Origin of the sequence: Cellulomonas hominis, assembly GCF_005239125.1 — a bacterium.
GTDB lineage: Bacteria > Actinomycetota > Actinomycetes > Actinomycetales > Cellulomonadaceae > Cellulomonas > Cellulomonas hominis_A.
The window spans coordinates 1-12,320 of the sequence record NZ_SZYE01000116.1; the positions used below are offsets into that span (position 1 = coordinate 1).

Genomic DNA, 12,320 nt, shown 5'->3' on the forward strand with positions numbered 1-12,320 from the left:
CGACCGTCCGGCCCGTGCCGGCGGCGGCGGTGGCCGTCCCGGCGGCGGTGGCGGCGGCTACGGCGGCGGCGGTGGCCGTCCCGGTGGTGGTGGCGGCTTCGCCGGCCGTCCCGGTGGCGGCGGTGGCCGTCCCGGTGCCGGTGGCCGCGGCTCGACCCAGGGCGCGTTCGGTCGCGCCGGTGGCCGTCCCGTCCGCGGGCGGAAGTCGAAGCGCGCGAAGCGCCAGGAGTTCGAGCAGATGCAGGCGCCGTCGCTCGGCGGCGTGCAGGTGCCTCGCGGGAACGGCTCGACCGTCATCCGCCTGCGCCACGGCTCGTCGCTGAACGACTTCGCCGACAAGATCGACGCCAACCCGGCCTCGCTGGTCACGGTGCTGTTCCACCTCGGTGAGATGGCGACCGCGACCCAGTCCCTCGACGAGGACACCTTCGGCACGCTGGCCACCGAGCTCGGCTACGTCGTGGAGATGGTCTCGGCCGAGGAGGAGGACCGCGAGCTGCTCGGGGCCTTCGACATCGACCTGGACGCCGAGCTCGAGGGCGAGGGCGACGAGGACCTGTTCCCGCGCCCGCCGGTCGTCACGGTCATGGGTCACGTCGACCACGGAAAGACCAAGCTCCTCGACGCCATCCGGTCCACGGACGTCGTCGCGGGCGAGGCCGGCGGCATCACCCAGCACATCGGCGCCTACCAGGTGCGGACCGAGCACGAGGGCCAGGACCGGGCCATCACGTTCATCGACACCCCGGGTCACGAGGCGTTCACCGCCATGCGTGCCCGTGGTGCGCAGGTGACGGACATCGCGATCCTCGTGGTCGCGGCGGACGACGGCGTGATGCCCCAGACCATCGAGGCGCTCAACCACGCCCAGGCGGCCAACGTGCCGATCGTGGTCGCGGTCAACAAGGTGGACAAGGAGGGGGCCAACCCCGCCAAGATCCGCCAGCAGCTCACCGAGTACAACCTGGTGGCCGAGGAGTACGGCGGCGACACCATGTTCGTCGACGTGTCCGCCAAGCAGCGGATGGGCATCGACGAGCTGCTCGAGGCCGTGCTGCTGACCGCGGACGCCGCGCTCGACCTGCGGGCCAACCCCGACAAGGACGCCCGCGGTGTCGCCATCGAGGCGAACCTCGACAAGGGCCGCGGCGCCGTCGCGACCGTCCTGGTCCAGTCCGGCACGCTGCACGTCGGCGACGCGATCGTCGCGGGCACGGCCCACGGCCGCGTCCGGGCGATGTTCGACGAGCACGGCGCGAACGTCACCGAGGCGGGCCCGGCCCGTCCGGTGCTGGTCCTCGGCCTGGCGTCGGTGCCGAGCGCCGGCGACACCTTCCTGGTGGCGCCGGACGAGCGCACCGCCCGGCAGATCGCCGAGAAGCGCGAGGCCGCCGAGCGCGCCGCCCTCCTGGCCAAGCGCCGCAAGCGCATCAGCCTCGAGGACTTCACGCAGGCGCTGCAGCAGGGCAAGGTCGAGACCCTCAACCTGGTCCTCAAGGGCGACGTGTCCGGTGCCGTCGAGGCGCTGGAGGACGCGCTGCTCAAGATCGACGTGGGCGACGAGGTCGACCTGCGCGTCATCCACCGCGGTGTCGGTGCGATCACGCAGAACGACGTCAACCTCGCCACGGTCGACAACGCCATCATCATCGGCTTCAACGTCAAGTACGCGGAGCGGGTGGAGGACCTCGCCGAGCGCGAGGGCGTGGACGTCCGGTTCTACTCGGTCATCTACCAGGCGATCGACGACGTCGAGGCGGCCCTCAAGGGCATGCTCAAGCCGGAGTACGAGGAGGTGCAGCTCGGTTCCGCCGAGGTGCGCGAGGTGTTCCGCTCCTCCAAGTTCGGCAACATCGCCGGCTCGATCGTCCGGTCCGGGGAGATCCGCCGCAACACCAAGGCGCGGGTGCTCCGGAACGGCGCGGTCATCGGCGACAACCTCACCGTCGAGTCGCTCAAGCGGTTCAAGGACGACGCCACCGAGGTCCGCGAGGGCTTCGAGTGCGGTATCGGCCTCGGGTCGTACAACGACGTCACGGTGGGCGACATCATCGAGACCTGGGAGATGCGCGAGAAGCCGCGTTCCTGACCGGTCCCACTTGCGGGTCTGCCCCCACGCACCGAGCGTGGGGGCAGGCCCGCGGCCGTCTGTGCGCCCGCCGACGCGGGCGAGGAGAGGAGTTCGACAATGGTGGACCACCCCCGGGCCCGGAAGCTCGCGGACCGCATCCAGCAGATCGTCGCGCAGATGCTCGACACCCGGATCAAGGACCCGAGGCTGGGCTTCGTGACCGTGACCGACGTGCGCGTGACGGGCGACCTGCAGCACGCCAGCGTGTTCTACACGGTGCTCGGCGACGAGGAGGCCCGCGAGGGCACGGCCCAGGCGCTCGAGAGCGCGAAGGGCCTGATCCGGTCCGAGGTCGGCAAGCAGACCGGCGTGCGGCTCACCCCGACGCTGGAGTTCCACCTGGACGCCGTGCCCGAGACCGCCGCGCACCTGGACGCGGCGCTGCTCGAGGCCGCCCGCCGCGACCGCGAGGTCTCGGCGCTGGCGACGGGCGCCCAGTACGCCGGCGAGGCGGACCCGTACCGCAAGCCGGCGGACGAGGACGCCGACGAGGCGGACGAGGCGCGCTGAGCGTCCCGCCGGCGCGGCCGTGAGGTCGTCGGGACGCCGCGAGGTCGTCACCCCTGGGTGACGACCTCGCGGCGTCGTGCCGACCTCGGCGTGCGGGTCCGCCCGGGCGTGCGGGCGCGAGGGGCCCCCGGGTGGGGCCGGGCGGTCAGGCCTCCGCGCGGCCGGTGCCGCGCGGCATGGCGAGCGACGCGATCGCCGCCACGGCGATGACCGCCGCGCCGGTCAGCACCGCCGGGCGCAGGCCCGCGTCGAAGCCGTCCGGGCTGATCGTCCCGCCCGCGGCCGTGAACACGGCGGTCAGCACGGCGACGCCGAGCGCCACCCCGACCTCCCGGAGCGTCGAGTTCGTCGACGACGCGGTGCCGTGGTCGTCGGGGGCCATGCCGGCCAGCACCGCGGTGGCGCTGGGCGCGAACGTCAGGCCCATGCCGACGCCGGCGAGCACCAGCCCGGGCACGAGCGCGGGGTACCCGCCGTCCGCCGCGGCGACCCCGAGCCAGGCCAGCCCGGCCGCCTGCGCCACGAGGCCGCCGGTGAGCAGCACCCGGACCCCGACCCGCGGGGCGAGCATCCCGGCGAGCGGCGCGACGACCATCGGCGCGGCGGTCCACGGCAGCGTGCGCAGCCCGGCCTCCAGCGGCGAGTAGCCCTGCACCACCTGCAGGTACTGGGCGAGCAGGAACACGGCGCCGAACGCGCCGAGCGAGAACGCGAAGCCCGAGACGTTCGCGACGGCGAAGCTCCGCGACCGGAACAGCCGCAGCGGGACGAGCGCGTGCGGGGTGCGGGCCTCGTGCCGCAGGAACAGCGCGAGCGCCAGGACACCGCCCACGACCGGGCCCAGCACGCCCGCCGAGGTCCAGCCGTCCTCGTTGCCGTGCACGACGCCCCAGACGATCCCCAGGACGCCCGCGCCGGCGAGCAGCAGGCCCGGCAGGTCGAGGCGCTGGGCCCGGCCGCGCTGCTCGGGCAGCGCCCGCAGCACGAGGGGCAGGGCCACGACGGCCACCGGCACGTTGATCCAGAACATGGCCTGCCACGAGATGCCCTCGACGACGGCGCCGCCGACCACCGGCCCGAGCGCGACGCCCAGGCCGGAGACGCCGCCCCAGACGCCGATGGCCATCGCGCGCCGGGAGGCGGGGACCGCGGCGGCGAGCAGGGTGAGGGACAGCGGCATGACCGCCGCGGCGCCGACGCCCTGCAGGGCGCGGGCGGCGATCAGGGCGCCGGGGGAGCCGGCGAGCGCGGCGGCCACGGAGCCGAGCGTGAACACCGCGATCCCGCCGAGGAAGGTGCGGCGGCGGCCCCACCGGTCCCCGAGCGTGGCGGCGGCGATCATCAGGGACGCGAACGCCAGCGTGTACGCGTTCACCACCCACTGCAGGTCGGTGAGCGAGGCGCCGAGCTCGGCCTGCAGCACGGGCAGGGCGCTCGTCACCACGAGGTTGTCGAGCGTGGCCATGAACATCGGCAGCGACGCCGCGAGCAGGGCGACCGCGACCGGGACGGCGCGGGCGGTGCGCCGTGCCGGGGCCGGCGTGCCGTCCGGGGGCGGGGCGGGCGCGGGGGTGCCCGGGGCACGGGCACCCGGGGCGGTGGTGCGGGTCTGCGCGGACATCGGAGCTCCTGTAAGCATCGGCTGATTACTTCGATGCCACGGACGTTAGTAATCAGCTGATAACATGTCAACCATGGACCTCGACCAGGCCGCCCGCCCCGCGCCCCGCGCCCCCCGCATGTCGGGGGACCAGCGCCGCGAGCAGATCCTCGCGGCCGCGATCGAGGTGTTCGCCGAGGGCGGGTACGCGGGGACGACGACCGACCAGGTCGCGCGCGCCGCCGGGGTGTCGCAGCCCTACGTCGTGCGGCTGTTCGGCTCGAAGCAGCGCCTGTTCCTGGAGGCCTACCGCCACACGACGCAGCGGGTGCTCGCGGCGATGGCCGCGGTCGAGCCCGGGCCGGGGGCGGTCGAGCGCACGGGTCGCGCCTACGTCGAGCTCATGGCCGACCGCGACCTGCTGCGCGTGCTCATGCACGGCTTCACCGCCGAGGACCCGGAGGTGACCGCGCTCGCCCGGCACACGCTCGGGGAGGTCTTCCGGCTGTTCCGGGACCGCGTCGAGCCGGACGACCCGGACGGCGACGAGACCGCCCGGCGGTTCGTGGCCGACGGCATGCTGATCAACGTGCTGCTCAGCTCGGACGGCTTCGCGCACGCCGGGCGGGACGCCGGCTTCGACGCGCTGCTGCGCTGCTTCGCCCCCGAGGTCGTCGCCGCGGGGACCGCCGCCACGGCCGGCGACCGCGCCGGGGCGACCGCGTGAGCGCCGCGCGCGACCAGCGCCGCCCCGACCGCCCGCGCCGCCCCACCGCACCGGACGGCCTGCTCGTCGTCGACAAGCCGCAGGGCTGGACCAGCCACGACGTCGTCGCCCGGGCGCGCGGCCTCGCGGGCACCCGCAAGGTCGGCCACGCCGGCACGCTCGACCCGATGGCGACCGGCGTGCTCGTGCTCGGGGTCGGGCGGGCGACCCGGCTGCTCACCTACGTCGTGGGCGCGGACAAGGAGTACACCGCGACGATCCGCCTCGGGGTGGCGACGACCACCGACGACGCCGAGGGCGAGCCCCTCGCCCGCGCCGACGCCTCCGGCGTGACCCGGGCCGCGGTCGACGCCGGCGTCGCCGGGCTCACCGGCCCGATCCAGCAGGTGCCCAGCGCCGTCAGCGCGATCAAGGTCGACGGGCAGCGCGCCTACGCCCGGGTCCGCGCGGGGGAGGACGTCGAGCTCGCGGCCCGGCCCGTCACGATCGCGCGGTTCGACGTGCACGGGGCGCGGGAGGTGCCCGACGCGGACGGCTCGGGCGTCCCCGCGCTCGACGTCGACGTCACGGTCGTCTGCTCGTCGGGCACCTACGTCCGCGCGCTCGCGCGGGACCTCGGCCGGGCGCTCGGCGTCGGCGGGCACCTGACCGCGCTGCGGCGCACGCGGGTCGGGGGGTACGGGATCGACGGGGCGCGGTCGCTCGAGGACCTCGAGGCGTGGCCGGCCGACGCGCCGCTGGACACGCTGCCGCTCGCCGAGGCCGCGCGGGCGACGTTCCCCGTGCGCGAGCTGACCGAGGCCGAGGCGCGGGCGCTGTCCTACGGTCAGCGCATCCCGGCCACGGGCACCGGCGCCGGCGTGACGGTGGCCGCGCTGACCCCGGACGGCACGCTCGCGGCGCTCCTCGAGGACCGCGGCCCGCACGCCCGCCCGGCCCTGGTCTTCGCAGCCGCCTCCTGACGGGGTGAGCCGCCTCCTGACCGGTCAGGCGAGCGCGGCGACCACCGACGCGACCCGGCGCTCCCGGGTCGGGACGGTCTTCGCGCCCTCGACCGCCAGCACGTGCGCGCGCTGCCGGGAGTACGACAGCGCCGCCCACGCCTCGGCGACCGCGGGCCCGCCGGCGGCGAGGGCCGCCGCGAGGTCCGCGGGCACCTCGACGGTGCGGGGCTCGTCGTCCACCGCGAGGTCCACCTCGACGGCCGCACCCGCCTCGATCCCGGCGGCCGCGCGGTTCGCCGCGGAGACGCCGACCCAGTAGCCGCCGGAGTACGGCGCGATCGAGCCGCGGTAGGCGTGGCCGTTGATCGTCACGACGACGGGCACCCGCTTCCCGCGCCCGAGCCCGAGCACGACGTCCTCGGGCACCTCGACGCCGGTCGTCGTCCCGCCCGTCGCGACGAGCGTGGTGCGCAGGGTGACCATGCGGGACCTCCGGGTGCCTGGGCCGTGGCGCGGTAGCGGGCCGAGCGTAGCGCCGCCCGGCGCGCGGCGCCGCGCGCCGGGCACCCCCCGCGCCGTGGCAGGCTTGTCCCCGCGCCGCGACCCGCCGGCGCCGAGCGCGCCGCGAGGCGCCGACCGACGGGAGAGCTGGTGCAGCGCTGGACGGACCTGGCCCAGGTCCCCGCGGACTTCGGGCCGTCGGTGGTGACGGTCGGCAACTTCGACGGGGTGCACCGGGGCCACGTCGGGGTGCTGACCCGGATGGTCGCCGACGCCCGGGCGGTCGGTGCCCGCTCGGTCGCCGTCACGTTCACGCCGCACCCCCAGCAGGTGCACCGCCCGGACACCGCCCCGCCGCTGCTCACCGGGGACGCCGACCGCCTGGAGCTCCTGGAGCAGACCGGCCTCGACGCCGTGCTGCTGCTCACCTACACGCTGGACTTCGCGCAGCAGACCGCCGAGGAGTTCGTGCGCCGCTACCTCGTGGACGGGCTGCACGCGCGCACGGTCGTCGTCGGCCGGGACGTGCGGTTCGGCCGGGGCAACGCCGGCGACCTGGCGACCATGGTCGAGCTGGGGGAGCGGTTCGGGTTCGCCGTCGAGGTCATCGAGGACGTCGCACCGGACCCCGTCGCCGGCGGGGCCGCGGAGCCGCCCGGGGACGCCGCCGCGCTCGCCGACCCGCTGCGCCGCCGCTGGTCGTCGACCTGGGTCCGCGAGCTCCTGGTCGCCGGCGACGTCCGGCAGGCCGCCCGCGTGCTCGGCCGCCCGCACCGGATGCGCGGCACCGTGGTGCACGGCGACAAGCGCGGCCGCGACCTCGGGTTCCCGACCGCCAACCTGTCGCAGGACGCCACCGGCATGGTGCCCGCGGACGGCGTGTACGCCGGGTGGCTGCGGCGCCCCTCGGTGCCCGCCGGGTCGCCGGACGCCGTGCTGCCCGCGGCGGTGTCGGTCGGCACCAACCCGACGTTCGCCGGCCTGCAGCGCCGGGTCGAGGCGTACGTGCTCGACCGGACCGACCTCGACCTGTACGGCGAGGAGGTCGTGCTGGAGTTCGTCGAGCGGCTGCGGCCGACGCTGCGGTTCGAGTCGGTGGACGAGCTGGTCGCGCGCATGCACCAGGACGTGGCGGGCGTGCGCGAGGTCCTGGCCGGCGCCGCGGGCTGACGCCCCCGTAGGACCCGGGTCCGGCACCCGCACCTGGTAGACTCGCACAGCCGTCAGAACGGCCGCGGAACGAGAGCGCCCGGGTGGACCTGCCCCGGAGCACCGCGCAACGAGACAACCAGGAGAGTCGTGCCCCTCGACAGCGCCACCAAGAAGTCCATCATGGCCGAGTACGCCACCCACGAGGGTGACACCGGCTCGCCGGAGGTCCAGATCGCCCTGCTGACGCAGCGCATCAACGACCTGAACGAGCACCTCAAGACGCACAAGCACGACCACCACAGCCGCCGTGGCCTGCTGCTGCTGGTCGGCCAGCGTCGTCGCCTCCAGGGCTACCTGCAGAAGGTCGACATCGACCGCTACCGCAGCCTGATCCAGCGGCTCGGCCTGCGCCGATGACCGCCTGACCAGCCCGGACCCCGATCGGGGTCCGGGCTGGTCCTGCGTCGGCCCCCGGGGGGGGCCGGCGTGCACCACCACAGCACCACTCTCACTCCGCGCCGGTCGACGCGTCCGGTCCTCGGTAGTGGTTCCCGGAACGTGTGTCCGGGTGCCTCGATCGAAGACCGCCGTGACCGGTCCGGCGCCTTCGAGACAAAGGAGGGCACCCGTGGAGGGTCCCGAGATCCAGTTCGCCGAGGCCGTGATCGACAACGGTCGCTTCGGCACCCGCACCGTCCGCTTCGAGACCGGCCGCCTCGCCAAGCAGGCCGCCGGCGCCGCGATGGCGTACCTCGACGGCGAGACCGCGCTGCTGTCCGCCACGACGGCGGGCAAGCACCCCAAGGACCAGTTCGACTTCTTCCCGCTGACGGTGGACGTCGAGGAGCGGCAGTACGCCGCCGGCAAGATCCCCGGCTCGTTCTTCCGCCGCGAGGGCCGCCCGTCGACCGAGGCGATCCTGGCGTGCCGCCTGATCGACCGCCCGCTGCGCCCGCTGTTCGTCAAGGGCCTGCGCAACGAGGTCCAGGTCGTCGTCACCGTCCTGGCGATCCACCCGGACGACGCGTACGACGTGCTGGCGATCAACGCCGCGTCCATCTCCACCCAGATCTCCGGCCTGCCGTTCTCCGGCCCGGTCGGTGCCGTGCGCATCGCGCTGATCGACGGCCAGTGGGTCGCGTTCCCGCGGTACACCGAGCGCGAGCGCGCCACGTTCGAGATCGTCGTGGCCGGCCGCGTCGTCGGCGACGACGTCGCGATCGCGATGATCGAGGCCGAGGCCCCGGAGAAGTCCTGGAACCTCATCAAGGACGAGGGCGGCACCGCCCCGACCGAGGCGGTCGTGGCCGAGGGCCTCGAGGCGTCCAAGCCGTTCATCAAGGCCCTGGTCGAGGCGCAGCAGCAGCTCGCCGCGCAGTCGGCCAAGGAGACCCGCGACTTCCCGACGTTCCCGGACTACCAGCCGGACGCGTACGAGGCCGTCGAGGGCGCCGCCGAGGCGAAGATCCGCGAGGCCATGCAGATCGCGGACAAGCAGACCCGCGAGGGTCGCCTGGACGAGGTCAAGGCCGAGGTCCTGGACCAGCTCGCCGCCTCGTTCGAGGGCCGCGAGAAGGAGCTGTCCGCCGCGGTGCGCTCGGTGACCAAGAAGGTCATCCGCCAGCGCATCCTCACCGACGGCTTCCGCATCGACGGCCGCGGCCTGCGGGACATCCGCACGCTGTCCGCCGAGGTCGAGGTCCTGCCCCGTGTGCACGGCTCGGCGCTGTTCGAGCGCGGCGAGACCCAGATCCTGGGCGTCACCACGCTGAACATGCTCCGCATGGAGCAGCAGCTCGACACGCTGTCGCCCGAGACGCGCAAGCGCTACATGCACAACTACAACTTCCCGCCGTACTCGACCGGTGAGACCGGCCGCGTCGGCTCGCCGAAGCGGCGCGAGATCGGCCACGGCGCCCTCGCCGAGCGCGCGCTCGTGCCGGTGCTGCCGAGCCGCGAGGAGTTCCCGTACGCGATCCGCCAGGTGTCCGAGGCCCTCGGCTCCAACGGCTCGACGTCGATGGGCTCCGTGTGCGCCTCGACCCTGTCGCTGCTGAACGCGGGTGTGCCGCTGCGCGCCCCCGTCGCCGGCATCGCGATGGGCCTCGTGTCCGACACCGTCGACGGCGAGACCCGCTACGCGGCGCTCACCGACATCCTGGGCGCCGAGGACGCGTTCGGCGACATGGACTTCAAGGTCGCCGGCACCCGCGAGTTCGTCACGGCCATCCAGCTCGACACCAAGCTCGACGGCATCCCCGCCTCCGTGCTGGCCGACGCGCTGACCCAGGCCAAGGAGGCGCGCCTCGCGATCCTCGACGTCATCAACGAGGCGATCGACACGCCCGACGAGATGTCGCCGAACGCCCCGCGCGTGATCTCGGTGAAGGTCCCGGTCGACAAGATCGGCGAGGTCATCGGCCCGAAGGGCAAGATGATCAACCAGATCCAGGAGGAGACCGGCGCCGACATCTCGATCGAGGACGACGGCACGGTCTACATCGGCGCCACCGACGGTCCGTCGGCGGAGGCCGCGCGGGCGGCGATCAACGCGATCGCCAACCCGCACATGCCGGAGATCGGCGAGCGCTTCGTCGGCACGGTCGTCAAGACGACCACCTTCGGCGCGTTCATCTCGCTGTCCCCGGGCAAGGACGGCCTGCTGCACATCTCGCAGATCCGTCGCCTCGTGGGCGGCCGGCGCGTCGAGAAGGTCGAGGACGTGCTCGGCGTGGGCCAGAAGGTCCAGGTCGAGATCGGTGAGATCGACCCGCGCGGCAAGCTGTCGCTGCACGCGGTGGTCGAGGACGAGGGCGCGGGCTCGGACGAGGCCGCGACCACCGAGCCGGCCGACGCCTGACGTGCCCCTGGACCTCCCGCTCGTCGCGCCCGGCACGCCGGGCAGCGACGTGACCGCCGGGCAGGCGGGTGACGGATCCGTCCGTCGCTCCGTCCTGCCCGGCGGGGTCCGCCTGCTCACCGAGCACGTCCCCGGCGTCCGGTCCGCGTCCGTCGGGGCGTGGGTCGGCGTGGGCTCCCGGGACGAGTCGGACGGGCACCACGGCTCGACCCACTTCCTCGAGCACCTGCTGTTCAAGGGCACCGCGCGGCGCACGGCGATGGACATCGCCGAGGCGTTCGACGAGGTCGGCGGCGAGGCGAACGCCGCGACGGGCAAGGAGCACACCTGCTACTACGCCCGGGTGCTCGACGAGGACGTGCCGATGGCGGTCGACGTGATCGCCGACATGGTGACCTCCGCGCGCCTGGACCGCGACGAGCTCGAGACCGAGCGCGGCGTGATCCTCGAGGAGCTCGCCATGAACGACGACGACCCGAGCGACGTCGTGCACGAGCGGTTCGCCACCGTCGTGCTGGGCGACCACCCGCTGGGCCGGCCGATCGGGGGCACGCCGGACACCATCCGCGCCGTGCCCCGGGACGCCGTCTGGGAGCACTACCGGCAGCACTACCGCCCGGACACGCTGGTCGTGACCGCGGCGGGCAACGTCGACCACGACGTGCTGGCCGCGCAGGTCGCCCGGGCGCTGCAGGACGGCGGCTGGGACCTCGCCGACGGCGTCGCGCCCGTCGCGCGCCGCGGCGCGTCCGCGGCGCAGCCGGTGACCGCCGGCGCCTCCGAGGTGACGGTGCGCCGCACCACCGAGCAGGGCAACGTCATCGTCGGCGGGACGGGGCTCACCGCCACCGACCCGCGCCGGTTCACGCTCTCCGTGCTGAACGCGGCGCTGGGCGGCGGCATGTCGTCCCGGCTGTTCCAGGAGATCCGCGAGAAGCGGGGTCTGGCGTACTCGACGTACTCGTTCGCGTCCGGGCACGCCGACACCGGCGTGTTCGGCCTCTACGCGGGCTGCGCGCCGGCGAAGATCGACGAGGTGACCGAGCTGCTGGTCGCCGAGCTGGAGCGGCTGGCGGACGGCGGCATCACCGACGCCGAGCTGCGCCGGTCGGTCGGGCAGCTGTCCGGCAGCCTGGTGCTCGGCCTGGAGGACTCCGGGTCGCGGATGAGCCGGCTCGGCAAGTCCGAGCTGGTGCACGGCGAGCTGCTGTCCACGCAGGAGTCGCTCGACCGCGTCCGCGCGGTCACGGCCCGCGAGGTGCAGGAGCTGGCCGCCGACCTGGCGTCCCGGCCCCGGTCCGTGGTGCGGGTCGGGCCGTTCGGCGACTGACCCCCCTCGACCGTCCAGGAGCCGGGTCCCCGCACGGGGGCCCGGCTCCTGCCGTCCCGGGGCGTCCGCGTCGCGCCACGGGCCGGGCCGGAGGTCCCGTTCCGCCGCGCGCCGTGCGGGACGATGATGAGGGCATGGCAGCCGTCACCTCCGCCCGCCGCTCCGTCGCCGTCGCCCCCCGGTCGCCGGGGCTGGTCGAGGCGCTGTGGGTGGCGCGCGCGCCGCACGCCGCCCCGCCGCGCGTCGCGCTGCCCGACGGGCGCCCGTCGGCCGTCGTCCGCCTGGGCGCACCGGTGCGCTGGGTCGACCCGCTGACCCGGGAGGCGGAGACGGTCGGCAGCGTGCTGCGCGGCCCCCGCGTCGTGCCCGGGGTGGTGCTGCCCGCCGGGGACGCCGAGTCCTGGGAGGTGGGTGCCCGGCTGGCTCCGTGGGCGCTGTCCGCGCTCCACCCGACGGGGTTCCTGGTGGACGAGCACCGGCCGCTGGGCGAGGCGCTCGGCATGGACGAGCCCGCGCTGGCCGCGGGGATGCGCGCGGCGTGGGACGCCGCGGCGGGCCCCGGCGA

At 74.9% G+C, this 12,320-nt stretch carries 11 protein-coding genes; 9 read left to right on the forward strand and 2 right to left on the reverse strand.

What is annotated here, in order from left to right:
• Positions 1–2,089 (forward strand): translation initiation factor IF-2 (gene infB / locus FA014_RS13325; protein ID WP_154730154.1); only part of this gene is annotated, 2,089 nt, incomplete at its 5' end.
• 99 nt (positions 2,090–2,188) lie between these two features.
• Entirely contained in the window at positions 2,189–2,641 is a 453-nt protein-coding gene (gene rbfA, locus FA014_RS13330; protein ID WP_154730155.1) for a 30S ribosome-binding factor RbfA, read from the forward strand.
• 145 nt (positions 2,642–2,786) lie between these two features.
• Here rbfA and FA014_RS13335 read toward each other — a convergent pair whose 3' ends face one another.
• A complete protein-coding gene (locus FA014_RS13335) occupies positions 2,787–4,262 on the reverse strand; it encodes a DHA2 family efflux MFS transporter permease subunit (protein ID WP_154730156.1) in 1,476 nt (491 codons plus the stop codon).
• A gap of 73 nt (positions 4,263–4,335) precedes the next feature.
• On the opposite strand from FA014_RS13335, the gene FA014_RS13340 reads away from it, so the two are divergent.
• Both FA014_RS13340 and truB read left to right on the forward strand, forming a co-directional pair.
• A complete protein-coding gene (locus tag FA014_RS13340; RefSeq protein WP_230323142.1) occupies positions 4,336–4,968 on the forward strand; it encodes a TetR/AcrR family transcriptional regulator in 633 nt (210 codons plus the stop codon).
• Entirely contained in the window at positions 4,965–5,930 is a 966-nt protein-coding gene (truB, locus tag FA014_RS13345) for a tRNA pseudouridine(55) synthase TruB (RefSeq protein ID WP_154730157.1), read from the forward strand. Before FA014_RS13340 ends, truB begins: the two co-directional genes overlap by 4 nt.
• Positions 5,931–5,954: 24 nt before the next feature.
• Here truB and FA014_RS13350 read toward each other — a convergent pair whose 3' ends face one another.
• Positions 5,955–6,395, reverse strand: a complete 441-nt coding sequence (locus FA014_RS13350; protein ID WP_154730158.1) for a YdeI/OmpD-associated family protein — start codon at positions 6,393–6,395, stop codon at positions 5,955–5,957.
• A 168-nt stretch (positions 6,396–6,563) separates the two neighbouring features.
• Between FA014_RS13350 and FA014_RS13355 the strand changes: the two genes are divergently transcribed.
• The 5 genes from FA014_RS13355 to FA014_RS13375 form a co-directional block, all read left to right on the forward strand.
• Positions 6,564–7,583 carry a bifunctional riboflavin kinase/FAD synthetase gene (locus tag FA014_RS13355; protein WP_154730159.1) on the forward strand — a complete coding sequence of 340 codons (1,020 nt, stop codon included), beginning with the start codon at positions 6,564–6,566 and terminating at the stop codon, positions 7,581–7,583.
• A 129-nt stretch (positions 7,584–7,712) separates the two neighbouring features.
• The gene (rpsO, locus tag FA014_RS13360; RefSeq protein WP_154730160.1) at positions 7,713–7,982 is read left to right on the forward strand and encodes a 30S ribosomal protein S15; all 270 of its coding nucleotides are present in this window, start codon (positions 7,713–7,715) and stop codon (positions 7,980–7,982) included.
• Positions 7,983–8,193: 211 nt separating this feature from the next.
• The gene (locus FA014_RS13365) at positions 8,194–10,425 is read left to right on the forward strand and encodes a polyribonucleotide nucleotidyltransferase (RefSeq protein WP_154730161.1); all 2,232 of its coding nucleotides are present in this window, start codon (positions 8,194–8,196) and stop codon (positions 10,423–10,425) included.
• Position 10,426: 1 nt separating this feature from the next.
• On the forward strand, positions 10,427–11,755 hold the full coding sequence (locus FA014_RS13370; RefSeq protein ID WP_154730162.1) for a M16 family metallopeptidase: 1,329 nt from the start codon (positions 10,427–10,429) through the stop codon (positions 11,753–11,755).
• A gap of 134 nt (positions 11,756–11,889) precedes the next feature.
• A partial coding sequence (locus FA014_RS13375) for a hypothetical protein (RefSeq protein WP_230323143.1) occupies positions 11,890–12,320 on the forward strand: 431 nt, incomplete at its 3' end.